The organism is Streptomyces sp. MMS24-W38, from assembly GCF_059889265.1.
This window is the reverse complement of sequence record NZ_JCBCPP010000001.1, coordinates 3,805,891-3,827,954: the sequence shown is the minus strand read 5'-3', so window position 1 is coordinate 3,827,954 and position 22,064 is coordinate 3,805,891. Positions and strand designations below refer to the sequence as shown.

The 22,064-nt window shown below is 71.2% G+C and carries 22 protein-coding genes and 1 tRNA gene; 8 read left to right on the top strand and 15 right to left on the bottom strand.

Translation table 11 applies throughout. The annotated features are described in order from the left end of the window. Positions 1-50: 50 nt before the first annotated feature. Positions 51-3,383 carry a S41 family peptidase gene (locus AC6F7H_RS16465; RefSeq protein WP_500757715.1) on the top strand — a complete coding sequence of 1,111 codons (3,333 nt, stop codon included), beginning with the start codon at positions 51-53 and terminating at the stop codon, positions 3,381-3,383. Positions 3,384-3,541: 158 nt separating this feature from the next. On the opposite strand, the gene AC6F7H_RS16460 is transcribed toward AC6F7H_RS16465, so the two are convergent. The 3 genes from AC6F7H_RS16460 to AC6F7H_RS16450 all read right to left on the bottom strand — a co-directional run bounded on the left by AC6F7H_RS16460 (position 3,542) and on the right by AC6F7H_RS16450 (position 6,199). Continuing rightward, positions 3,542-3,724: a hypothetical protein gene (locus AC6F7H_RS16460; RefSeq protein WP_500757714.1), complete on the bottom strand. Its 183-nt coding sequence runs from the start codon at positions 3,722-3,724 to the stop codon at positions 3,542-3,544. Between the two features lie 76 nt (positions 3,725-3,800). Continuing rightward, positions 3,801-4,685 (bottom strand): SDR family oxidoreductase, encoded by an 885-nt coding sequence (locus AC6F7H_RS16455; protein ID WP_500757713.1) that lies wholly within the window; start codon positions 4,683-4,685, stop codon positions 3,801-3,803. Further along, positions 4,682-6,199, bottom strand: coding sequence for a flavin-containing monooxygenase (locus AC6F7H_RS16450; protein ID WP_500757712.1), 1,518 nt, complete (start codon positions 6,197-6,199; stop codon positions 4,682-4,684). The genes AC6F7H_RS16455 and AC6F7H_RS16450 overlap by 4 nt, the downstream gene beginning before the upstream one ends. 184 nt (positions 6,200-6,383) lie before the next feature. Here AC6F7H_RS16450 and AC6F7H_RS16445 point away from each other — a divergent pair, with 184 nt between their 5' ends. Continuing rightward, positions 6,384-7,004 carry a MerR family transcriptional regulator gene (locus AC6F7H_RS16445; protein WP_500761868.1) on the top strand — a complete coding sequence of 207 codons (621 nt, stop codon included), beginning with the start codon at positions 6,384-6,386 and terminating at the stop codon, positions 7,002-7,004. A gap of 10 nt (positions 7,005-7,014) precedes the next feature. Here AC6F7H_RS16445 and AC6F7H_RS16440 read toward each other — a convergent pair whose 3' ends face one another. After that, a complete protein-coding gene (locus tag AC6F7H_RS16440; RefSeq protein WP_500757711.1) occupies positions 7,015-7,818 on the bottom strand; it encodes an exodeoxyribonuclease III in 804 nt (267 codons plus the stop codon). Positions 7,819-7,907: 89 nt separating this feature from the next. Between AC6F7H_RS16440 and AC6F7H_RS16435 the strand changes: the two genes are divergently transcribed. Continuing rightward, positions 7,908-8,384 carry a GNAT family N-acetyltransferase gene (locus AC6F7H_RS16435; protein WP_363039338.1) on the top strand — a complete coding sequence of 159 codons (477 nt, stop codon included), beginning with the start codon at positions 7,908-7,910 and terminating at the stop codon, positions 8,382-8,384. Positions 8,385-8,410: 26 nt separating this feature from the next. Here the strand turns inward: AC6F7H_RS16435 and AC6F7H_RS16430 are convergent, their stop codons facing one another. Both AC6F7H_RS16430 and AC6F7H_RS16425 read right to left on the bottom strand, forming a co-directional pair. Continuing rightward, on the bottom strand, positions 8,411-8,749 hold the full coding sequence (locus AC6F7H_RS16430; RefSeq protein WP_500757710.1) for a hypothetical protein: 339 nt from the start codon (positions 8,747-8,749) through the stop codon (positions 8,411-8,413). Beyond that, entirely contained in the window at positions 8,746-9,066 is a 321-nt protein-coding gene (locus AC6F7H_RS16425; protein WP_500757709.1) for a hypothetical protein, read from the bottom strand. The genes AC6F7H_RS16430 and AC6F7H_RS16425 overlap by 4 nt, the downstream gene beginning before the upstream one ends. A gap of 183 nt (positions 9,067-9,249) precedes the next feature. Here AC6F7H_RS16425 and AC6F7H_RS16420 point away from each other — a divergent pair, with 183 nt between their 5' ends. Further along, complete coding sequence (locus AC6F7H_RS16420) at positions 9,250-9,525, top strand: winged helix-turn-helix domain-containing protein (protein ID WP_500757708.1); 276 nt, start codon at positions 9,250-9,252, stop codon at positions 9,523-9,525. Positions 9,526-9,760: 235 nt separating this feature from the next. On the opposite strand, the gene AC6F7H_RS16415 is transcribed toward AC6F7H_RS16420, so the two are convergent. Beyond that, a complete protein-coding gene (locus AC6F7H_RS16415; protein WP_500757707.1) occupies positions 9,761-10,720 on the bottom strand; it encodes a D-2-hydroxyacid dehydrogenase family protein in 960 nt (319 codons plus the stop codon). A 477-nt stretch (positions 10,721-11,197) separates the two neighbouring features. Here AC6F7H_RS16415 and AC6F7H_RS16410 point away from each other — a divergent pair, with 477 nt between their 5' ends. From AC6F7H_RS16410 to AC6F7H_RS16400, 3 genes are all read left to right on the top strand, one after another. Further along, positions 11,198-11,545 carry a DUF1330 domain-containing protein gene (locus AC6F7H_RS16410; protein ID WP_500757706.1) on the top strand — a complete coding sequence of 116 codons (348 nt, stop codon included), beginning with the start codon at positions 11,198-11,200 and terminating at the stop codon, positions 11,543-11,545. Positions 11,546-11,647: 102 nt separating this feature from the next. After that, positions 11,648-12,127: a hypothetical protein gene (locus AC6F7H_RS16405; protein WP_500757705.1), complete on the top strand. Its 480-nt coding sequence runs from the start codon at positions 11,648-11,650 to the stop codon at positions 12,125-12,127. Continuing rightward, complete coding sequence (locus AC6F7H_RS16400; RefSeq protein WP_500757704.1) at positions 12,124-12,480, top strand: hypothetical protein; 357 nt, start codon at positions 12,124-12,126, stop codon at positions 12,478-12,480. The genes AC6F7H_RS16405 and AC6F7H_RS16400 overlap by 4 nt, the downstream gene beginning before the upstream one ends. A gap of 90 nt (positions 12,481-12,570) precedes the next feature. Here AC6F7H_RS16400 and AC6F7H_RS16395 read toward each other — a convergent pair. The 7 genes from AC6F7H_RS16395 to galU all read right to left on the bottom strand — a co-directional run bounded on the left by AC6F7H_RS16395 (position 12,571) and on the right by galU (position 18,270). Next, a tRNA-Ala gene (locus AC6F7H_RS16395) sits at positions 12,571-12,644 on the bottom strand. Positions 12,645-12,728: 84 nt separating this feature from the next. Continuing rightward, positions 12,729-14,063, bottom strand: coding sequence for a divisome protein SepX/GlpR (gene sepX, locus AC6F7H_RS16390; RefSeq protein WP_500757703.1), 1,335 nt, complete (start codon positions 14,061-14,063; stop codon positions 12,729-12,731). Positions 14,064-14,236: 173 nt separating this feature from the next. Then, positions 14,237-14,911 carry a GNAT family N-acetyltransferase gene (locus tag AC6F7H_RS16385; protein WP_500761866.1) on the bottom strand — a complete coding sequence of 225 codons (675 nt, stop codon included), beginning with the start codon at positions 14,909-14,911 and terminating at the stop codon, positions 14,237-14,239. A gap of 26 nt (positions 14,912-14,937) precedes the next feature. Further along, positions 14,938-15,444: a MogA/MoaB family molybdenum cofactor biosynthesis protein gene (locus tag AC6F7H_RS16380; protein WP_500757702.1), complete on the bottom strand. Its 507-nt coding sequence runs from the start codon at positions 15,442-15,444 to the stop codon at positions 14,938-14,940. Continuing rightward, the gene (gene moaC, locus AC6F7H_RS16375) at positions 15,441-15,953 is read right to left on the bottom strand and encodes a cyclic pyranopterin monophosphate synthase MoaC (RefSeq protein ID WP_500757701.1); all 513 of its coding nucleotides are present in this window, start codon (positions 15,951-15,953) and stop codon (positions 15,441-15,443) included. The genes AC6F7H_RS16380 and moaC overlap by 4 nt, the downstream gene beginning before the upstream one ends. An 86-nt stretch (positions 15,954-16,039) precedes the next feature. Next, on the bottom strand, positions 16,040-17,362 hold the full coding sequence (gene glp / locus AC6F7H_RS16370; RefSeq protein ID WP_500757700.1) for a molybdotransferase-like divisome protein Glp: 1,323 nt from the start codon (positions 17,360-17,362) through the stop codon (positions 16,040-16,042). Beyond that, positions 17,359-18,270 (bottom strand): UTP--glucose-1-phosphate uridylyltransferase GalU, encoded by a 912-nt coding sequence (galU, locus tag AC6F7H_RS16365; RefSeq protein WP_500757699.1) that lies wholly within the window; start codon positions 18,268-18,270, stop codon positions 17,359-17,361. The genes glp and galU overlap by 4 nt, the downstream gene beginning before the upstream one ends. A 92-nt stretch (positions 18,271-18,362) precedes the next feature. Between galU and AC6F7H_RS16360 the strand changes: the two genes are divergently transcribed. Next, on the top strand, positions 18,363-18,977 hold the full coding sequence (locus AC6F7H_RS16360) for a 5-formyltetrahydrofolate cyclo-ligase (RefSeq protein WP_500757698.1): 615 nt from the start codon (positions 18,363-18,365) through the stop codon (positions 18,975-18,977). Positions 18,978-19,093: 116 nt separating this feature from the next. Here the strand turns inward: AC6F7H_RS16360 and AC6F7H_RS16355 are convergent, their stop codons facing one another. Continuing rightward, positions 19,094-21,913, bottom strand: coding sequence for a penicillin acylase family protein (locus AC6F7H_RS16355; protein ID WP_500757697.1), 2,820 nt, complete (start codon positions 21,911-21,913; stop codon positions 19,094-19,096). Between the last annotated feature and the right edge of the window lie 151 nt (positions 21,914-22,064).

Genomic DNA, 22,064 nt, shown 5'->3' with positions numbered 1-22,064 from the left:
CCGCTCCGCACGAGTTGCTGCGGTCCGTCACCGGGAAAAGCATGGGAAGAGTGAGTTACCTGCGCCTGCCCCACCTCAACGGCGACCTGCTGTGCTTCGTGACCGAGGACGACCTCTGGCTCGCCCCCCTCGACGCCCCGAGCCGGGCCTGGCGGCTCACCGTCGACCGCACCAAGCTCGGCCACCCCCGCTTCTCCCCCGACGGCCGCCACATCGCGTACACGAGCTGGCGCAGCCTCGACCCCGAGGTCCATCTGGTGCCGGTGGACGGCGGGCCGGGCCGCCGGCTGACCTACTGGGGCAGCCCCGACACCCGGGTCTGCGGCTGGACGCCCCAAAACGGCGACGAGAGCCCCGAGATCCTCGCCGTCGCCTCGCACGGCCAGCCGTTCTCGTACTTCACCTGGTCCTACAAGCTCTCCGCCGACGGCGACCCGGGCCGCAAACTGCCCTGGGGGCCGGTGAGCGACATCCAGGTCGCCGAGATCGACGGGGAACGGAAGACTCTGCTGCTCACCGGCACCCCGCCGCACGAGCCGGCCAGCTGGAAGCGGTACCGGGGCGGGGCGACGGGCAGGCTGTGGCTGCACGGACGACGCCTGCTCGACGGGCTCGACGGGTCCGCCAAGGTCGACGGGCATCTGCACTCCCCGATGTTCGTCGGCGGCCGGGTCGCCTTCCTCTCCGACCACGAGGGCGTCGGCAACCTGTACTCCTGCGCGTACGACGGCTCCGATCTGCGCCGCCACACCGACCACGGCGTGTTCTACGCCCGGCACGCGTCCAGCGACGGCACCCGGGTCGTGTACCAGTGCGCCGGTGACCTGTGGATCGTCGACGACCTGTCCCCGGACTCCGTGCCGCACCGGCTGGACATCACGCTGAGCGGGCCGCGCGCCGGGCGGCGCCGTTACCAGGTACCCGCCGCGCACCACCTGGACGGCGTCTCGGTGGATGAGACGGGCCGGGCCAGCGCCGTCGTCGTACGCGGCAGCCTGTACTGGCTCACCCACCGCGACGGCCCCGCGCGCACCCTCGCCGACACCCCCGGCGTGCGGGTGCGGCTGCCGGAGATGCTCGGCGCGAGCGGGCGGGTGGCGTATGTGACGGACGCCGAGGGCGAGGACGCGATCGAGATCGTCTCCCTGCCCCGGGCGAGCGGCCGCCGCCCCACCCGGCGGCTGGCCCCGGGGAGGCTGGGCCGGGTGCTGGAGATGGTGGCCGACCCGGACGGCGAACGCCTGGCCGTCGCCTCCCACGACGGCCGCCTGCTGCTCATCGACACCGGCGAGGCCGGCACCGGCGAGGCCGACGAGGGCCAGGGCTCCGCCACCGCCCCCGCCCCCGACTCCGACCCCGAAAACCCGGTCACCGAGCTGATCCGTTCCCTCAACGGGCCCGTGCGCGACCTCGCGTTCTCGCCCGACGGCGGGTGGCTCACCTGGTCGCATCCCGGTATCGGGCGGACGCTGCGGCAGATCAAACTGGCCCGGATCAAGGACCGGTTCGTCATCGACGTCACCAACGGCCGCTTCGAGGACGAGAACCCGGTCTTCACCCGGGACGGCCGCTATCTCGCCTTCCTGTCCTGGCGCGGCTTCGACCCGGTCTACGACGTGCACACCGGTGACCTGTCCTTCCCGCTGGGCTGCCGCCCGTACCTGGTGCCGCTGTCCTCGGCGACCCTCTCCCCGTTCGCCCTCACCCCCGAGGGCCGGCCGGCCGCCGGGGGCCTGGACCCGGTGGAGGCCGAGGAGGAGGACCTCGGCGACAGCGGTGGCGCGGTGACCGTCGAGACCGAGGGCCTGGAGAGCAGGGTCACCCCCTTCCCGGTCACCGCCTCCAAGTACTCGGCGCTGCACCCGGTCGCGGGCGGCGGGCTGGTCTGGCTGCGCTGGCCGATCTCGGGCGCGCTCGGCGAGACGTTCGCGAACCCGGACGACACCAGCGGTCGGCCGACCCTCGAGCACTTCAACATCAGCAAGGCGAAGAGGTCCGAACTCGTCGACCACCTGGACCTCTTCGCGGTCAGCGGCGACGGGACGCGGCTGGTCGTGGCCGACGAGGGCGAGCCGCGCGCGGTGCCCGCGACCGAGCCGGGCGACAGCGACTCCACCGTCTGGATCGACGTCCGCCGCATCCTGCACGAGGCCGACCCGGTGGCCGAGTGGCGGCAGTCGTACGAGGAGGCCGGGCGGCTGATCCGGGCCTACTTCTGGGAACCCGGCATGTGCGGCATCGACTGGGACGCGGCGCTCGACCAGTACCGCCCGCTGATCGAACGGGTCGCCTCCCCCGACGAGTTCGCGGACCTGTTGCGTGAACTGCTGGGCGAACTCGGTACATCCCACGCCTACGTCACCGCCGCCCGCCGCAACGAGGGCCCCCCGCACTACCAGCGCCGCCAGGGCTTCCTAGGCGCCAACTTCGTACCTCGGGAAGGCGGTTGGACAGTCAAACGCATTCTGCCCGGTGACTCCTCCGACTCTCGCGCGCGTTCGCCGCTGGCCGGCACCGGCATCCGTGAGGGCGCGGTCCTCACCCATGTCCACGGCCGCCCGGTGGACCCGGTCGCCGGGCCCTATCCGCTGCTCGCGGGGGCGGGCGGTACGACGGTGGAGCTGACGTTCGCCCCGGCCGAGGGCACCGGCCCGCCCCGCAGGGTCGCCGTCGTCCCGCTGATCGACGAACGCCCCCTGCGCTACCAGGACTGGGTGGCCAAACGCCGCGAGGTGGTGAGGGAGTTGAGCGGCGGCCGGTGCGGCTATCTGCACATCCCCGACATGGGCGGCTCGGGCTGGGCCCAGTTCAACCGCGATCTGCGCATGGAGGTGTCCCGTCCGGCGCTGATCGTCGACGTGCGCGGCAACGCGGGCGGCCACATCAGCGAACTCGTCGTCGAGACGCTGACCCGCACCATCCTGGGCTGGGACCTCACCCGCGACGCCCAGCCGGTGTCGTACGCGGCCAACGCCCCGCGCGGGCCGGTGGTCGCCCTCGCGGACGAGGCGACGAGCTCCGACGGCGACATGATCACGGCCGCGTTCAAGCTGCTGAAGCTGGGCCCGGTGGTCGGGCAGCGCACCTGGGGCGGGGTGGTCGGCATGACCGGCCGGCACCGGCTGGGGGACGGCACGGTGATCACGGTGCCGATGAACGCGGCCTGGTTCGACGCGTACGGCTGGTCGGTGGAGAACAGGGGCGTCGCCCCCGACCTCGAGGCGCTGCGCACTCCGTTGGACTGGGCGGAGGGCCGGTACCCGGTGCTCGACGACGCGGTCCGACTGGCCCTGGAACTCCTGGAGACGGAACCCCCGGCCACTCCCCCGACCTACAGCGACGTCCCCGACCGCTCCCGCCCGAAGCTGCCACCGAGGACGTGAAGGGGCCAGGGATGCAAGGAATTTACGGGATGTGCGGGATGCGAGGGACATGAGGAACTTGGAAACGGGAGAAGGGGCGCCCCTGCGGAGGCGCCCCTTCCCGCTTCAGCAAACGGCCTTCAACGGCCGTGCCGAGCAGCGGCGTTCAGCACACGACGTCAGGCGTCGTAGTCCCGGTCGTAACGCTCCTCGGACTCCTTCCGCCCGCGCTGCGGGTTGTTCGGGTCCTCTTCGCGACGGCGACCGCGATTCTGGATCTGCTCCTTGGCCTGGCCGGCCTTCTGCTTGGCCTGCTGCTGCATCTGCTCGGACTTCTCCTGAAACTGATCCTTCATGCCCATGTGGGTTCACTCCCGTTGGGGTGTGGGGGATCTTGCCCGATCAGATTCACACAGGCGGTCACCCCTCGCATGTCGATCAGTCACGCACCGTAGTCCGGTGCTGTTCGTCGGCGTCGCCGCCGGCCCCGACCAGGCCCGTGCGCATGCCGGTGAGGCGGTCCGCGAACCGCCGCATCTCCCGCTGCCCGACGGCCCCGACCACGCCGGGCAGGCATCCGCGCACGCCCTGCATCCCGCGCAGCCACCACTGCCCGTACACATGGCTCGAGCGCCGCTCGATCCCGGCCACGATCCGGTCCACCGCGGGTCCCGGCGGATACGTCCTGTTCGTCGGCCAGGGCAGCCGCTGCCTGAGTTCCCGCATCACCTCGTCCTGGTCGGCCCCGCGCACCATGTCCGTGTCGGTCCAGGAGAGATAGCCGACGCCGACCCGCACCCCCCGGTGGCCGACCTCGGCCCGCAGACAGTGCGCGTACGCCTCCACACCGGACTTGGAGGCGCAGTACGCGGTCATCAACGGCGCCGGGGTGATCGCGGCGAGCGAGGCGATCTGGAGCAGATAGCCTCGGCTCGCGATCAGCAGGGGCAGGAACGCGCGGGCGGTGACCGCCGATCCGATCAGGTTGACCTCGACGACCCGCCGCCAGACCTGCGGATCGGAGTCGGCGAACGGACCGCCGTGGGCCACACCTGCGTTGGCGACCACGATGTCGACCCGCCCGAACCGCTCCTCGACCTCCCCCGCGACCCGGGCCATCGACTCGTGGTCGGTGACGTCCGCGTGCCAGTGACCGCTCTCGCCGTGCAGCCGCGCCGAGACCTGCTCGATCACGTCCGGCTCCAGTCCGACCAGCGCCACCTTCGCCCCGCGCGCGGAGAGCTTGCGTGCGAGCAACTCCCCCACCCCACGGGCCGCTCCGGTGACGACGGCGACCTTCCCTTCGAGACCGCCCCTGCTCATGCGGCCGCCTCGGCGTTCTCGTGGGGCGCGGCAGTCTTCTTCCCGGGTGCGCGCAGGACGGCGTACTCGGACAGGTCCACGCGCCGGGTCTCGCGCCGGAACTCACCGGTCGTGCCCGGCCAGACGGTGGTGTTGCGGCCGCCGGCGTCCAGGTACCAGCTGGTGCAGCCACCGGTGTTCCACACCGTGCGCTTCATCCGCTGCTGCACCCGGTGGTTCCAGACGCGGACGGCGCTCCTGCGGGCATCGAGGGCCACCCGGCCGCCCAGGAGGTCGAGTTGGCGGAGGTAGTCGGCGAGGTAGTTCAGCTGGGACTCGATCATGAGGATCATCGACGAGTTCCCGAGGCCGGTGTTCGGGCCGATGAGCGTCATCCAGTTGGGGAACCCGGCGGCCGAGGCGCCGCGCAGGGCCTCCATCCCGCCCGTCCACGTCTCGGCGAGGGTCCTGCCCTCCGCGCCGACGACCCGCTCGGCGATGGGCATGTCGGTCACGTGGAACCCGGTGCCGAACACGATCGCGTCGACCTCGGCCCCGGTCCCGTCGGCGGCGACGACGGTCGACCCGCGGACCTCGCTCAACCCACTGGCGACGACATCGACGTTGGGCCGCACGATCGCCGGATAGTACGTACTGGAGAGCAGGATCCGCTTGCATCCGATGCGGTAGTCGGGGACCAGTTTGGCGCGCAGGGCCGGGTCCTTGACGGCACGGGCCATGTTGCGCCTGGCCAACTGCTCGACGAGACCGAGCTCGCCCGGGTGCCTGGTGAACGCCTGCACCTGCAACTCCCTGACCCCCCACAGCAGTCCGCGGCGCAGCCGGGTGGTGAAGGGCAGCGCCCGGTGCAGGGCCCGTTCGGCGCCGCTGACGGCCCGGTCCAGGCGGGGCAGGACCCAGGGCGGGGTGCGCTGGAAGAGGGTGAGCCGGGAGACGAGCGGCTGGATCGACGGCACGATCTGGATCGCCGAGGCCCCCGTGCCGACCATGGCGACCCGCTTGCCGCGCAGGTCGTAGTCGTGGTCCCAGCGGGCGGAGTGGAAGACCTTGCCGGGGAAGGTGTCGAGCCCGGGAATGGCGGGGACCTTGGGGTCGGACAGCGGCCCGGTGGCGGAGACCACGACATCGGCGGTGAGGGTGCCGCTGCTGGTCTCGATCTCCCACCACAGCCGCTCCGTGTCCCACACCATCCGCTTCACCTCCGAGTCGAAGCGGAGGTGCGGGCGCAGGCCGAAGGTGTCGGTGACGTGCTCCAGGTAGGCGCGTATGTGCTCCTGCCCGGAGAAGGAGCGCGGCCAGTCGGGGTTGGGCGCGAAGGAGAACGAGTACAGATGGGACGGCACATCGCACGCGCACCCGGGATAGCTGTTGTCCCGCCAGGTGCCGCCGACACTGCCGGCCCGCTCCAGGACGACGAAGTCGGTGACCCCCTCGCGCCGCAGCCGCACGGCGGCCCCCAGCCCGCCGAACCCGGACCCCACCACCGCGACCCGTACATGCTCGTGCTCGGCCATCCCGAAGCCTCCAGCCCTCGCGCACCACCGAAAACCACGCCAGTGAACACTGGCGCAATGGGGAGAGTAGGGCAGGGTCGTACTGATGGGTAGGGGGCACGCAAGGAAAGTTACCGCTGGTACGCCCTAGGCTGCTGCCGTGGCAGAGGAGAACGCGGGATTCGGTGAGCGGCGCGAGTACCGCATGGAGGAGCTGGCCCGACGGGCCGGCATCACCGTGCGCACGCTGCGGTTCTACCGCGAACGCAAGCTGATCCCGCCGCCCCGCCGCGAGGGCCGCATCGCCTGGTACGACGACCACCACCTGGCCCGGCTGCGCACGATCACGGCGCTCCTGGAGCGCGGTCACACCCTGAACGGCATAGCGGAACTCGCCGAGGCCTTCGACCACGGCCGCGACGTCGGCGAACTCCTCGGCATGGACACCCCCACCGAGGAGACCCCGGTCCGCCTCACCCCCGAGGAGCTCGCCGACCATTTCACCGGCGAGGTCACCCCGGAGAACCTGGCCGCGGCGATGGACCTCGGCTACCTCGGCACCGACGGCGAGGAGATCGTCCACATCAGCCGCCGCCTGCTGGACGTCTCCTCAGCCCTGGTCCGCGAGGGCATCCCGCTCGCCGAGGTGCTGCGCGCGGGCCGGGAGGTCCGCGCGCACGCCGAGGCCATGGCCGACCTCTTCGCCGAGCTGATCCTCCGCCACGCCCCCGAGGACGCCGTCCACCGCCTGCGCCCCCTGGCCCGCAGCGTGGTCGACGCCGAACTCTCCCTGGCGATGGACCGCCGCCTGCGCGAGCGGGACTGACGCACGGCTCCTAGCGGTCGTAGACCACGGTCACCGGAGCATGGTCCGACCACCGCTCGGTGTGAGCGGCGGCCCGCTCGACGTACGCCTTGACCGCCCGCTCGGCGAGCCCGGGGGTCGCGTTGTGGTAGTCGATCCTCCACCCTGCGTCGTTGTCGAAAGCCCGCCCCCGGTACGACCACCACGAGTACGGCCCGTCGACATCGGGGTGCAGCGCCCGTACGACGTCCACGTACCCGCCCTCGGCAGGATCGAGAACGCGGGAGAGCCATTCCCGTTCCTCCGGCAGGAACCCGGAGTTCTTGGTGTTGCCGCGCCAGTTCTTCAGGTCGGCCTGCTGGTGCGCGATGTTCCAGTCCCCGCACACCACGACCTCCCTGCCGTCGGCGGCGGCCCGCTCCCGCAGGCCCTTCAGGTAGGCGAGGAACTCCCCCATGAAGCGGATCTTCTCGTCCTGCCGCTCGGTACCGACCTCGCCGGAAGGCAGGTAGAGCGAGGCGACGGTGATTCCGGGCAGGTCCGCCTCCACGTACCGCCCGCTGCCGTCGAACTCGGCCGACCCGAAGCCGACCTGAACCCGATCGGGCGCACGCCGCGTGTACAGCGAGACCCCCGCGCGCCCCTTCGCCGCGGCGGGCGCGTGCACCACATGCCACCCCTCGGGCTCCCGGACGTGCTCGGGCAGCTGCTGCGGCTCCGCGCGCACCTCCTGCAGACACACCACATCGGCGGAGGTCTGCTCCAGCCACTCCACGAAGCCCTTCTTCGCGGCGGCACGCAGTCCGTTGACGTTGACGGAGGTCACAGTGAACATCAGGGCACGATACCGGCACACTGGACGGGGCCCGTTCCCGGCCCGAAAACGGATCCCCACCCCACTCGGATTGATATACCTTACTGCGCATGAATATCCGCCGCGTCTCCTACGACCACCCCGACGCCGTCAAGCTGAACGACGAGGTCCAGGCCGAGTACCACGTCCGCTACGGCGACGGCGGCGACGCCACCCCCATGGACCCCGCGGACTTCCGCCCGCCGAACGGCATCTACCTGCTCGCCTATGACGAGAACGACACCCCCGTCGCCTCCGGCGGCTGGCGCGTCCAGAACACCAACGGCGAGGGCAACCGCGACGGGGACGCCGAGCTGAAGCGGATGTACGTGACCGAGGGGATGCGCGGCCGGGGCCTGGCCCGCCGCATACTGGCCGCCCTGGAGGACGACGCCCGCGCGGCCGGCCGCCTCCGCATGGTCCTGGAGACGGGCACCCAGCAGCCGGAGGCCGTCGCCCTCTACACCTCCAGCGGCTACGAGCCCTGCGAGAAGTTCGGCTACTACCGCTTCCACGAAAGCAGCCTCTGCTACGCCAAGCCGCTGTAGCGGCACTCGGCACCGCCGTTCACCGACTACTCGTCCGCCCCTCCGCCTTCCGGGCTTTCCGGGCTTTCCGGGCTTTCCGGCGAGGGCAGGCGTCGGCCTCGGGACTCCGCGACGCGCAGCGCGTCGGCGAGGCACTCGGTCAGCCGGAGCGCGGTGTAGCGGACCTCGACGTTCGGGGTCAGGGGGTCGTCCAAGACCCGGCGGGCGGCGCGGAGGACATCCAGCCCGTCCGCGAGTTGCCGACCCTCCGTCGCGTCGGCGAATCGGGACACGATCCCGCCCTCCTCGCCGGGGACGAGGAAGCAGGGCTTGCCTTCCGGCGACAGCCAGGGCAGCAGCCGGAGCGCGGTGAGCGAGTTCGTCATGCGGCCGCCCTCCGGGCGCCGCTGGTGTGCTGGTCGAGGTCGGCACCGAAGCCTGCGGCGAGCACGAGGACCCGGCGACGGTGCCGCCGACGCGCCTGCGCCTGCTCGTGAGCGGTGAGGTAGGGCCGGACGAGACGGGAGGCGGCGCCGTCGAGGGGGAGGTGACGGCAGTACGGGGAGCGGAGGAGGGGGAGGCGACCTCCGGAGGCAGGGAGGTGTGGGGCGTGGTCACGGGAGGTGCCTGCGCGGTGGGTTCCGGTGCCGGGGCCGAAGAGAAGGCTCAGCCAATGGGCGATGCGGTGGATAAGGTCTTGCATGTCGACGCTCCTGTTAAGCGTTGGCCGTGCCCCGGGAGGTCTGGCCACCTCGCCGGGGTTTCGTCGTTTCCGACCATACCCGCAACCGCGTCCCCCTACACCCTTCTTCGTCCCACCGCGTCCCGGCGCGGTGGGCAGCGTCCCAACTCTCCACGGCGCACAAGGGTGCATCACCGTGGAGGGATGACTGACCTCCCGCGCTACGAGTACGTGAAACTCGCGGACGCCATCGCTGCCGAAATCGCCTCGGGCAAGCTGCCGCAGGGAGCAGCGCTGCCCGGCGAGCGCGCCATGACAGACCTGTACGGCGTGAGCATCGGCACCGTGCGGCGCGCGATCGTCGAACTGCGGAAACGGGGCCTCGTCGCGACGCTGCCCGCGAAGGGGACATACGTCATCGGCCAACCCGGCACACCCGGGAACGAGGAGGGGACCTCCGAGGAGGAGGCCTCCGACTGACGGCTCCGCCCCGGCCCCTGCTCAGCCGACTCCGTGCTTCGTTGCCGGGCACCGTGTGATGACGCCGGGCGCGCAGGCGGCGACCGGAAACTCGCGAACCCGGAACCGAGAGGCCGGGGGCGGGTACCTTGCTGAAAACCGTGAGCAGTCGGCGAGCAAGTGTCCCTTTCGCGCTCAAACGAGCGGCATATGGACAGTGATGGCCGAAGTGCTCACGGATTTACGACCGCATGGCTCAGCCGAGGCGTCGTACGGGCTCGCCCGCCAGGAATGCCTCGATGTCCTCGACGGCCTGGCCGTAATAGGTGCGGTAGTTGTTCTGCGAGACGTAGCCGAGGTGGGGGGTGGCCAGGAGCCGGGGCGCGGTGCGCAGGGGGTGGTCGGCGGGCAGGGGCTCGACGTCGAACACGTCGACTCCGGCTCCGGCGATCCGTCCCTCCCGCAGCACGGTGAGGAGTGCGTCCTGGTCGACGAGGGCCGCCCGCGAGGTGTTCACCAGGTAGGCGGTCGGCTTGAGCAGGGCCAGTTCGGGCGCGCCGAGCAGCCCGCGGGTCCGGTCGCTCAGGACGAGGTGGAGCGAGACGAAGTCGCTGGTGGTGAGGAGTTCCTCCTTGGAGCCGGCCAGTTGGACGCCGACCTCGTCCGTGCGTTCCTCGGTGAGGTTCTGGCTCCACGCGACCACCTCCATACCGAAAGCGAGGCCCACCTGGGCCACCCGGCTGCCGATCTTCCCCAGGCCGAGCAGGCCGAGACGGCGGCCGTGCAGGTCGGCGCCGACCGTGGACTGCCAGGGGCCGTTCGCGCGCAGCGCGTCGTTCTCGGTGACGATGCCGCGGGCGAGGCCGAGCAGCAGCGCCCACGTCAGCTCGACCGGCGGGGTCGACGTGCTCTCCGTACCGCACACGGTCACCCCGTTGCGCTCGGCGGCCGTGTAGTCGATCACCGAGTTGCGCATGCCGGAGGCGATGAGCAGCTTGAGCCGGGGAAGCCGGTCGAGCAGGGAGGCGGGGAAGGGCACCCGCTCCCGAAGGGTCACCACGATGTCGAAGTCCTCAAGCGCGAGGGCCAGTTCGTCCTCGGTGGCGATGTGCTCGGTGAAGCTGACGACCTCCACACGTCCCTGGACGGGGCCCCAGTCGGCCACGGTGGTGGCGACGCCCTGGAAGTCGTCGAGCACGGCACAGCGAAGCCGCATGTCGGTCCTTTCCGTGGATCTCACAGTGCGAGCGCCCGTCGGCGGCGGCCCGACGAAGGCCGGGCCGGTCGGGGATGTACGCCCCGAGGACACGCCCAGCCGCGCCCCGGGCAACAGCAGGGGCAGGGTACCCATCGGGGCGGACCGGGTGTCCGTGAAGGCTCGTCCCCGGCGTGCACCGACGTACAGGCCGCGCGGCAGGTCGTCACGGTCCTCCCCGACCCCGCCGGTGCGGTGGTCGACGACGGACTCGCCGCGGACGAGGGGGCGCAGCCGCCGGGCAGCAGGTGCCCGACTGCTGAACTTGTTCGATGCGCCCTCGACTTGGGCGGGACGTAACCGCACCCGGGCAGCCGGGGCCTGTGCGCCACCGGTCCGCACTGCGCGCGGAGTTCGCTTACCTGTCAGGTCATCGTCCCCGGCGCCTCGGCGTGCCAAGCTCCCGGCGTACGGAGTTCGACCGACCGGAAGGACACCATGCCCGCCTACGTCATAGCCCACCTGCAAAAGGCCGCTCCGCACCCGGAGGTCGTCGAGTACATCGAGCGCACCCCCGCCACCTTCGAGCCGTACGGCGGACGCTTCCTCGTGCACGCCACGCAGCACGAGGTGAAGGAGGGCAGCTGGCCCGGGCACGTCGTGATGATCGGCTTCCCGGGGATCGCCGAGGCGCGGGCCTGGTGGGACTCGCCCGCATACCGGGAGATCGCCCCGCTGCGCTCGCGGCACATCGAGGGCGACATCATCCTGGTCGAAGGCGTACCCGAGGGCTACGAACCGACCGGCGTCACCAAGGCGATGCGGGAAGCCCTTCCCGCCGATTAGCCCCGCAAGCTTCAGACAGGGCGGGATCGTCCACTCGGACAGGCCGTGCGCCCCTCTTTCGGGTGATGGAACCAAGAGTAGTTTCGAAGTAATTTCAAAGTCATGGGTACCGAGAACGCCGCCGTGAACTTCTCCGAGCTGGTGAACAAGAACAAGCAGACACTTGCCCGGCTCCAGGAATCACCGAGACTGCTCCTGCACCGCAGAGACGGCGAGGATCTGGTCCTCACCACTGCGGTGCGGGCCGAGCAGGACCAGACCGTGGTGTCGGCGGCCACCCGGATGCTGGCCGCAATGGCGCGCCGGGAGCCCGGCAGCATGGAGCTGCTCCTGGACATACTGCCGGACGCCTTCCCCTGGGTCCATTTCCTTCCCGAGACCGACTTGCACGCTTTCGCCATCGAACTGGTCGACACCATGCGTGCCGCCGACTCGCTCGGCAACAGCGCGTCCGTCGCCCAACTGCTCACCGCCTGGCAGCACACCGCGGAAATCCACTCCGACCCTGAACTGCTGGCCGCGCTGACCGCAGACCACGGCGAGGACTACGGGCCCGTGCCCGACCCGAGGGATACCGCGTGACAGCGGGCCGCGGCGACCGAGCCGCCCCTCCGGCGCCGGAGGGACACTGGGAAGTCCGCTTCGCCGACGCCGCCTCGGCCAAGGGCTGGGAGAGCCTCACCCGGCAGGCCCGCGAGGACACTTACCGCGCCTGGATCACCATGCGTACCGCGCCCAAGCCGACCACAGAGACGCCCCGGCACCACCGACTCAAGGGCAGCCTGGCGCATGGCACCCACCGCGGGCAGACCTGCGAACAGTGGCAGATCGAAGTCACCGGTGGAGGCCGCATCTGGTACCTCGTCGACACCGCGCGGGCGACCTGCTGGATCACCTTCGCAAGCACTGGACATCCGCAGGCCACGGACCGCTGACGAGGGCGGCGTGATGCCGGAACAGGAGGGTTGCTCGCGTCGACACGAAGAAGCCCCCGCCGGTTTCCCGGCGAGGGCTTTCAGCTGCGGTGGACCTGTGGGGATTTGAACCCCAGACCCCCTCGATGCGAACGAGGTGCGCTACCAGACTGCGCCACAGGCCCTTGCAACGAGTGAAACCTTAGCACCCCGATCGGGGTGCTCGGAAATCCGTTGCCGGTGAGGGGTCAGCCGCGGGTTTTCCAAGGTCATTCGTTGACGGCCCGGGGGCGGTCGCCGTCCTCGTACTGGTCGAACAGCGGGGTGCGGCCGCGCTCGCGGGCGCGGCGGGCCGAGGCCGCGCGGAGGGCGTCGTTGCGCCCGTCGGCGTCGGCCTGCTCCTCCGTGCCGGCCCGGTCCCCTTCCGGAGCCGTGTCGTCGGCGGAGCCGGCCGTCTCCTCCGGAACCGGGGTCACGGCGCTCGAACGCGCCGAGCTCCAGGTGTCCGCGGCGCCGAGGTCCACGTCGCTGGTGGCGCGCGGGGCGACCGGGGCGGTCACGTACGTGGGCAGCGGCACCGGGACCGGGTCCCAGCTGTCGCCGCCCTGGCCGGGCCGTCGCCGGCGCTCCCGCTGCTGGTCGACCCACTCGGCGTGGTCGGTCTGCTCGACGAGCGCGCGCCGGTCGGCGGCGAGCGCCAGGAGGCCGGGGTCGGTCTCCGGGTCCGGCTCGAGGTCGGGGTCGAGACCCGGCTCGTGTCCCTCCGGTTCGTCGGGGTCCACCTCGTCGACGGACGGGCGGCGGCGCGGCTGGCGTTCCCGCAACCGCTGTGCCGCGGCCTCGGCCTGACGGCGGTCCATCTGGTACGCGAAACGGCGGCGTTCCTGGGAGCGCAGGTAGGCGATGTAGACGCTCAGCAGCACCGCGGGCACTCCGGGCGCCCACAGGAAGGCGAGCCCGCCGACCGCGGCGACGACCGCGCCGAGCGTGAAGGCGAGGAAGAGCATCGTGGTGGTGCGCCGGCGCCGGGCGAGCACCCGCGAGCGCCGGGCCCGCGCCGCGGCGGCCTGCTCCGCCGGAGACGGCTGAGACGGCTGGGGCGGCTGGGGCGGCTGGGGCGGCTGGGAGGACTCGACGGACTGCGACGGCGGGGCCTGCTGGGCCGGGAGCGCCGGCTGCGCCCTTCGAGGGGGTGCTCCGCGCCGGGCGGAGGGGACGCGCTCGCGCGGGGGGCGTCCGGTCGGCTCGTCGGGGGCCGCTTCGGGTACCGCCCGTTCCGGCCGCTGCGCGGGGTGCGGCCGTACGGGCGCCTGCACCTGCTGCGGACGGGTCTGGGACACGGCGAAGGCCCGGACGTCCACCGAATCGGTGACCGCGTCCGGGTCGTGGACGCCCTGCTCCTCCTCCTCGGCGGAGCGCGCCCGCAGGTCCTTGGCGTACCGGCGCTCCATTCCCGCCCGTCCGGACAACAATCGGATGGCGGTGCTGAAGCGTTCCGTCGGACGGGCCTCGTTCAGCTCGTCCTGCCTACGGAGCCACATCGGCACCAAGTAGGCGGCCCAGGCCCCGACGATGACTGCGTAGATGAGGCCGCTGCTGCTCACGCCTCACACGGTAGAGGGGTTCAGGTGAGGCCATCCGCCAATTGAGCCGGTGTGTCGCACGATCCGGCTGATATTTCGAACTTTTTTTGCGAACGATGCGATCAGCCGACCACTTAAGCCGGGAATTTTCCCACCTTCAGGCGGTCATCACGCGATCAAATTCGAACATTTATTCAATTACTCGGGCGGTGCGGGATTCCGGGATTACGCCGCTCGTCACCGGACCGCTCCTCACCGGACTGCCCGTCCCCGGCCGGCTGCTCGTTCCGGGAGCGTGCCCGCTGCCAGCGCCTGAGCAAACCCTCGGGCAGTTCCTCCGCCGTGAGCGCGAAGACGAGATGGTCGCGCCAGGCGCCGTCGATGTGCAGATACCGCGGGCGCAGCCCCTCCTCGCGGAATCCGAGTTTCTCCACCACCCGGCGGCTGGGCCCGTTCTCGGGGCGAATGCACACCTCGACACGGTGCAGTCCGACGGTACGGAAACAGTGGTCCACGGCCATCGCCACGGCCGTCGGCATCACCCCGCGGCCGGCCACCGCCTCGTCGACCCAGTAGCCGACGTGCCCTGAGCACATCGAGCCCCAGGTGATCCCGGCGACCGTCAACTGGCCGACCAGACGCCCCTGGTACTCGATGACGAAGGGCAGCATCCGCCCCGCGTGCGCCTCCGCCCTCAGATGACGGACCATCTGGCGGTAGGTCGGCCGGTGCACGATCGGACCGGACGGGGTGGGCGGCGGGACCGTCGCCTCCCAGGGGCGCAGCCAGTCGCGGTTGCGCCGGTTGACCTCGCGCCAGACCCGCTGGTCGCGCAGCTTTATCGGCCGGAGGACGACGTCGCCGGCCACCAGCTCCACGGGCCAGGATGAACCGTTCAGCTCGCACCCCCGCCACTGGTACCGGTTCTGGAGTGGTCACCGCCGCGCAGTTGGTCGACCGCGTGCTTCAGCAGCGGCTCCAGGACGGCCAGACCGTCCTTCACCCCGCCGCTGGACCCGGGGAGGTTGACGATCAGCGTCCGGCCCGCGACGCCCGCGACGCCCCGGGAGAGGGCCGCCGTCGGCACCTTGTCCCGGCCGTACGCCCGGATGGCCTCCGCGATGCCGGGCACCTCGTGGCCGATCACCGCGCGGGTCGCCTCGGGGGTGCGGTCGGTGGGCGAGACGCCGGTGCCGCCGGTGGTCACGATGACGTCGTACCCGGCCTCGGCGCCCGCGCGCAGCGCGGCCTCCACGGGGTCGCCGTCCGGGACCACCTGCGGGCCGTCGACGGCGAAGCCGAAGCGCCGCAGGCCCTCGGCGATCAGGGGTCCGCCCGTGTCCCGGTAGACGCCGGCGGCAGCCCGGTTGGAAGCGGTGACCACCAGTGCGCGGTAGCTCATGCCCTGCTCCAGTCGCCCGACTTGCCGCCCGTCTTCTCCTCCACCCGCACGTCCGTGATGACCGCCTTCTTGTCGACCGCCTTGACCATGTCGATCACGGTGAGCGCGGCGACGGAGACCGCGGTGAGCGCCTCCATCTCCACGCCCGTGCGGTCCGTCGTCTTCACCGTGGCCGTGATCTCCACGGCGTCGTCCGCGACCGACAGGTCCAGTTTCACACCGGACACCGCCAAGGGGTGACACAGCGGAATCAGGTCGGGGGTGCGTTTGGCGCCCATGATGCCCGCGATCCGCGCGGTGGCGAGGGCGTCGCCCTTGGGGACGCCCTCGCCGCGCAGCAGCTCGATCACGCGGGGCGAGACCAGGACACGGCCGGTGGCGCGGGCGGTGCGCGCGGTCACGTCCTTGCCGGACACGTCGACCATCCGGGCGGCGCCCGCCTCGTCGATGTGCGTCAGACGGCGCTGGTCAGGGTGTCCGGGGGTCTCCCCCCGGGAAGGCACGGTCATGATCGTGTGACGCTCCCGGTCCGGGCCCGCCGCGGTGCGGCGCACGGGCCTGCTGTGCGCGACACGGTACCGCCAACCGGTCGGGCTCAGCCGAGCAGGACCACCTCGAGCTCGGTACCGGGTGCGACGGACTCGACGTCCTCGGGGACGACGATCAGCGCGTTCGCCTGTGCGAGGGCGGCCACCAGGTGGGATCCGGCGCCGCCGACCGGGGTCACCTCGCCGTCGGCGTACCGGCCGCGCAGGAACTGGCGGCGGCCCTTCGGCGAGGTCAGCGGCCCGCCCGCGGTCAGGGTCGCGCGGGTTCTCGGCCGGTGGACGTCCGTGAGGCCCATCAGGGTGCGGATGGCAGGGCGCACGAACAGCTCGAAGGAGACGTACGAGGAGACCGGGTTGCCGGGGAGGGCCAGCAGCGGGGTGTGGTCGGGACCGATGGAGCCGAAGCCCTGGGGCTTGCCGGGCTGCATCGCGAGCTTGCGGAAGTCGATGCCGCTGCCCGGTTCGTCCTCGTCGCCCACGGACGACAGCGCCTCCCTGACCACGTCGTACGCCCCGACGCTCACCCCGCCGGTGGTGACCATCAGGTCGGCGCGCACCAGCTGGTCCTCGATGGTGTCGCGGAGGGTGTCGGCGTCGTCCGCGACGGCGCCCACACGGTAGGCGATGGCGCCGGCGTCCCGGGCGCAGGCGGTAAGGGAGAAACTGTTGGAGTCGTAGATCTGACCGGCGCTCAGCTCCTCGTCGGGCTGGACGAGTTCGCTGCCGGTGGACATCACCACCACGCGCGGGCGCGGGTGCACGCGGACCGTGCCGCGGCCGATCGCGGCCAGCAGGGAGATCTGCGGCGGGCCGAGGACGGTCCCGGCCGTCAGGGCGCGGTCGCCGGCCCGTACGTCGCTGCCCTCGGCGCGCACATGCGCGCGTGCCCGGACCGGGCGGTGGACGAGCACCTGCCCGGTGGCGCCCTCGGGGGCCAGGCTGCGGGCCCGCATCTCGGTGACCGGGCCCTCGCCGAGCCCGCCGTCGGTCCACTCGACGGGGACGACGGCCTCGGCGCCGGGCGGGAGCGGGGCGCCGGTCATGATGCGCACCGCCTGGCCGGGTCCGACCCGGAGCGGGTCGGACTGGCCGGCCGCGACGTCGCCGACGACCTCGAGGGCGGCCGGGTACTGCTCACTCGCGCCCGCGACGTCCGCGACCCGTACCGCGTACCCGTCCATGGAGCTGTTGTCGAACGGCGGCAGCGACACCGGCACCGTGACGTCCTCGACCAGGACGCAGCCCTGGGCGTCGAGGAGGTTCAGCTCGATGGGTTCCAGGGGGCGGACGGTGGCGAGGATGTCGTCCAGGTGCTCGTCCACCGACCAGAGGTGGTCCGGGCCTGCGGTGCGGGGCGCGGCGGTGCTCAACGTTCCTGCATCTCCTCGGTGACGTAACGGCGGAGCCAGGTCCGGAAGTCCGGGCCCAGGTCTTCACGTTCGCACGCGAGTCGGACAATGGCACGCAGGTAGTCGCCTCGGTCGCCGGTGTCATAGCGGCGGCCCTCGAAGACCACGCCGTGCACCGGGCCGCCGAGCTTCTCGTCCGCGGCCAGCTGCTGGAGGGCGTCGGTGAGCTGGATCTCGCCGCCGCGGCCCGGCTCGGTCTTGCGCAGTACGTCGAAGACGGCCGGGTCGAGGACGTAGCGGCCGATGATGGCGTAGTTGGAGGGCGCTTCGGCCGGTTCGGGCTTCTCGACCAGGCCGCCGACCCGGACCACGTCGGAGTCGGCGGTGGTCTCGACGGCGGCGGAGCCGTAGAGGTGGATCTGCTCCGGGGCGACCTCCATGAGCGCGATGACGCTGCCGCCGTGCTGCTCCTGGACCTCGATCATGCGCTGGAGCAGGCAGTCGCGCGGGTCGATCAGGTCGTCGCCGAGAAGGACGGCGAAGGCTTCGTCGCCGACGTGCGGGGCGGCGCACAGGACGGCGTGGCCGAGCCCTTTGGGGTCGCCCTGGCGGACGTAGTGCATGGTCGCGAGGTCGCTGGATTCCTGGACCTTGGCGAGGCGCGCGGCGTCACCCTTTCGGTTGAGGGCCGACTCCAGTTCGTAATTGCGGTCGAAATGGTCCTCCAGGGGGCGCTTGTTGCGGCCCGTCACCATGAGGACGTCGTCGAGACCGGCGGCTGCGGCCTCTTCGACCACGTACTGGATCGCCGGCTTGTCGACGACCGGCAGCATCTCCTTGGGAGTGGCCTTGGTGGCCGGCAGGAACCGGGTGCCGAGGCCTGCTGCGGGGATGACAGCCTTGCTGATCCGAGGGTGCGACTGAATCATGCCCGCAACCATATCCGGTGCCTTTGCGAGGAATCTCCGACTCCGGATATCTGATACTCATATGAGCACAATGAGACGGCGCAGGGACAGAATTGAGACACGACGACCGCGCGAACGATCCTGACAAGCGGGTATTGCGACGGGAAATCCTCCTGGCGAGGAACAGGTTGACGGCGGATGACGTGCGGGAGTCCGCGATCGCGTCGGCCGACCGCGCGCTCGGGCTGCCCGAACTGGCACACGCGCGCACGGTGGCGGCGTACGTCTCCGTCGGAAGCGAACCCGGCACGATCGTGCTGCTCGACGCGCTGCGCGCGCGGGGCGTACGCGTTCTGCTGCCGGCCCTGCTCCCCGACAACGATCTGGACTGGGGCGCGTACACCGGCGAGGGCTCGCTCGCGCGTGTGCGCCACGGCGGGCGGATGGCCCTGCTCGAGCCGGCCGGGGAGCGCCTCGGGCCGGACGCCGTGACCGGAGCGGACGCCGTGCTGCTGCCGGGCCTGGCCGTGGACGCCCGCGGGATGCGGCTGGGGCGCGGCGGCGGCTCGTACGACCGGGTGCTGGCCCGGCTGGAGCGCGCGGGCGCGCACCCGGCCCTGGTGGTGCTGCTGTACGACACCGAGGTGGTCGAGCGGGTTCCCGAGGAACCCCACGACCGGCCGGTGCACGCGGTGGTGACCCCGTCGGGGGTGCGGCGGTTCGGCTGAGCGACGACACCGTTCCGGTGGCCTCGGCGGTCCCGGCATGAGGAAGGCGGCCGCCACGCGCGCGTGGCGGCCGCCTTCCTCATGCCTCATGCCTCATGCGTCGGGGACCGGGCCTGTCAGGGCTTGAGCAGCAGCGTGTCGCTGGTGCTGCCCCCGACCGCCTTGTCCGAGTACGCCCACTCGAGCAGTTCGCCCTCGGCCCACTTGTCCGTCTGGTCGACGTAGTGGGAGCTGTAGGCGTGGCCGGAGGCGCCGGTGAGGTTGATCCACCGCGACTTGTCGAGGTCACCGAGGTTGACCACCATCCGCATCGACGGCACCCACACCACCCCGTAGCCGCCCGCGGCGTTCCAGCCGGTCGCGTTGACCGTGGCCTCACCGCCGCCGAGCTTCCAGGGGCCGCGGTTGAGGACGTGCTGCAGGAAGTCGGGGCCGGAGGTGCCCAGGGTCTGGTTCTTCAGGAACAGGCGGTGCAGCCGGCCCCAGCTCCAGGTGTCGATGTCCTTGCCGAGCTTGGCGGTGAGCTCCCAGCGGGCGTCGATCATGGCGCGCCCGAACAGCTCGTCGCGGTTCTCCGCGCCGGGGCGGGTGCCCGCCTTCGGAGTCGTCCACCAGTCGCCGTCCTCCTTCTCCATCAGCGTGCGGACCACCTCGAACCAGCGGTCGCCGCCGTCGGGCTGGGCCTGGTCGGCCTCGCGCATGCCGCACTCGCGCACCTTGTCGCTCTCGTCGGCGGGCCCGGTGGGATTGACCGGGTCGACCCACAGGCACTGACCCTTGACCCGCAGCTCCTTGGGCAGCTTGTGACTGAAGGCGAGCTTGAGGACGTTGCGCCAGACGGAGTTGAAGTAGGCGGCGGCCGCGGAGTCGGCGTCCTGGGTGTAGTCCCAACCCTCCAGCAGCTTCTGCGCCTTGCGGACCTCCGGGTCCTCAATGTCGATCTTGAGCAGTTCGGGCACCAGCAGCTTGGCTATGCCGCTGCTGTTGTCGAGCTGCATCTGCCGCATGTCGTCGGTGGAGATCTTGCCGCCGTCCTTGATCTTCGACTGGATCAGGTCGTTGATCCGCTGGCTGCGGGCGCCGTAGCCCCAGTCGGTGGTCAGGGTGTACGGGTACGCGTCGGGATCGACCACGGCCTGGTTGGCGGTGACGATGTAGCCGCGGTCGGGGTCGAACTCGTAGGGCAGCGCGTCCTGGTCGACCCAGCCGGTCCAGCGGTACTTCGAGTTCCAGCCGGGCGCCGGGACGGAACCGTTGTGGTTCTTCGCACGGGTGGGGATCCTGCCCGGCAGGGTGTAGCCGATGTGGCCCTCGGTGTCCGCGTAGACGAGGTTCTGCGAGGGCACCTCGAAGAGGGTGGCCGCCTTGCGGAAGTCGTCCCAGTCCTTCGCGCGGTTCATCGCGAAGACGGCGTCCATGGTGCGGCCCGCCTCCAGCGCGGTCCAGCGCAGCGAGACGCCGTAGCCGTCGCCCCGGTCGGGCGCGGCGGAGTCGACGGTGGCCTTCTTCCCGGTCCGCACCAGGTCGGGGGAGCGGTCGGAGAGCAGCGGGCCGTTCTTGGTCTCCCTGACGACGATCTTCCGCGACGCGCCGCCGGCGACCTTGATGGTCTCCTCGCGCGCCTCGAAGGGCACCACCTTGCCGTCGTACTGGTAGCCCTCGCCGGTGATCTTCTCCAGGTAGAGGTCGGTGACGTCGACACCGGAGTTGGTCAGGCCCCAGGCGACGTCCGCGTTGTGTCCGATGACCACGCCGGGCATGCCCGCGAAGGTGAAGCCGGTGACGTCGTACTGGCACGTGGCGGAGACGCTGCGGCAGTGCAGGCCCATCTGGTACCAGACGGACGGCAGCGAGGCCGACAGGTGCGGGTCGTTGGCCAGCAGCGGCTCACCGGTGATGGTGTGCTCGCCGGAGACCACCCAGGAGTTGGAGCCGATGCCGTCGCCGTTGACGCCGACGGCCGTGGGCAGGTTCTGCAGGACCTCCTGGAGGCCCGACAGCTGGCCCTCCAGACCGTCCGCGGTACCGGCGGTCCCGGACGCGCCCTCCACACCGCCGGTGCCCGTGCCGACGTCCGTACCCGTGCCCGGGTCGGTGCCGTCGCCGATTCCGGTTCCGGTCCCGTCGCCCGTGCCGCTCTCGCCGCCGCCCGACTCGTAGGCTCCGGTCAGCTCGTTGTACTGGCCCTCCTGGACCACCGGCTTGTTCCGGCCGTACGGATACGCCGGGTACAGGTCGGCGATCTGCTCGGGGCCCAGGCGGCTGGTCATCAGGGCGCGGTCGATCTCGTCCTGCATGTTGCCGCGCAGGTCCCAGGCCATCGCCTTCAGCCAGGCCACGGAGTCCACCGGGGTCCACGGCCCGGGCGTGTAGTCGTTGGTGAAGCCCAGCGCCGCGTACTCCAGGGAGAGGTCCGCGCCCTCCTTGCCCTCCAGGTAGGCGTTGACCCCCTTGGCGTAGGCGTCGAGGTACTTCTTCGTGGCGGGGGAGAGCTTCTTCTCGTACTCCTGCTTCGCGACCCGGTCCCAGCCCAGGGTGCGCAGGAACTCGTCGTTCTTGATCTGGCTCTTGCCGAACATCTCCGACAGGCGCCCGGAGGTCATGTGCCGGCGCACGTCCATCTCGTAGAACCGGTCCTGCGCCTGGACGTAGCCCTGCGCCATGAACAGGTCCTCGTCGGAGGAGGCGTAGATCTGCGGGATGCCGTGGCCGTCACGTTTGACGTCGACGGGGCCCGACAGGCCCTTGAGCGTGATCGATCCCTTGGTCTGCGGGAAGGAGGCGCGCACGGTGCCGATCGACCAGTACGCCCCGTAGGCGACACCGCCGATCAGGGCCAGCACCAGGACGAACACGAGCAGACGGGCTTTGCGCCCCTTTTTCCTGCCGGACTTGCCGGGTTGCTGACCCGTGGAGGCGGTGGTGTCGGTGGGCATCGCTGTCCTTGCTGTCCTTACGCGAGCGGCAGGGCGGGCTGTGCTTTTAACTGAGCGCTGGGGCAACGATAGGCGCAGGGCTCCGCTCCGCTTGACGCGGAGTCGGGAACCAGCCCGGACGGACGTTCGATGATGCCAGGCGAACGCGTCA

Bases quoted from the DNA above. Each gene is read 5' to 3' on its own strand.
- AC6F7H_RS16460 (WP_500757714.1), bottom strand. From the start codon at position 3,724: ATGGGCATGAAGGATCAGTTTCAGGAGAAGTCCGAGCAGATGCAGCAG.
- AC6F7H_RS16455 (WP_500757713.1), bottom strand. From the start codon at position 4,685: ATGAGCAGGGGCGGTCTCGAAGGGAAGGTCGCCGTCGTCACCGGAGCG.
- AC6F7H_RS16450 (WP_500757712.1), bottom strand. From the start codon at position 6,199: ATGGCCGAGCACGAGCATGTACGGGTCGCGGTGGTGGGGTCCGGGTTC.
- AC6F7H_RS16445 (WP_500761868.1), top strand. From the start codon at position 6,384: ATGGAGGAGCTGGCCCGACGGGCCGGCATCACCGTGCGCACGCTGCGG.
- AC6F7H_RS16440 (WP_500757711.1), bottom strand. From the start codon at position 7,818: ATGTTCACTGTGACCTCCGTCAACGTCAACGGACTGCGTGCCGCCGCG.
- AC6F7H_RS16435 (WP_363039338.1), top strand. From the start codon at position 7,908: ATGAATATCCGCCGCGTCTCCTACGACCACCCCGACGCCGTCAAGCTG.
- AC6F7H_RS16430 (WP_500757710.1), bottom strand. From the start codon at position 8,749: ATGACGAACTCGCTCACCGCGCTCCGGCTGCTGCCCTGGCTGTCGCCG.
- AC6F7H_RS16425 (WP_500757709.1), bottom strand. From the start codon at position 9,066: ATGCAAGACCTTATCCACCGCATCGCCCATTGGCTGAGCCTTCTCTTC.
- AC6F7H_RS16420 (WP_500757708.1), top strand. From the start codon at position 9,250: ATGACTGACCTCCCGCGCTACGAGTACGTGAAACTCGCGGACGCCATC.
- AC6F7H_RS16415 (WP_500757707.1), bottom strand. From the start codon at position 10,720: ATGCGGCTTCGCTGTGCCGTGCTCGACGACTTCCAGGGCGTCGCCACC.
- AC6F7H_RS16410 (WP_500757706.1), top strand. From the start codon at position 11,198: ATGCCCGCCTACGTCATAGCCCACCTGCAAAAGGCCGCTCCGCACCCG.
- AC6F7H_RS16405 (WP_500757705.1), top strand. From the start codon at position 11,648: ATGGGTACCGAGAACGCCGCCGTGAACTTCTCCGAGCTGGTGAACAAG.
- AC6F7H_RS16380 (WP_500757702.1), bottom strand. From the start codon at position 15,444: ATGAGCTACCGCGCACTGGTGGTCACCGCTTCCAACCGGGCTGCCGCC.
- moaC (WP_500757701.1), bottom strand. From the start codon at position 15,953: ATGACCGTGCCTTCCCGGGGGGAGACCCCCGGACACCCTGACCAGCGC.
- galU (WP_500757699.1), bottom strand. From the start codon at position 18,270: ATGATTCAGTCGCACCCTCGGATCAGCAAGGCTGTCATCCCCGCAGCA.
- AC6F7H_RS16355 (WP_500757697.1), bottom strand. From the start codon at position 21,913: ATGCCCACCGACACCACCGCCTCCACGGGTCAGCAACCCGGCAAGTCC.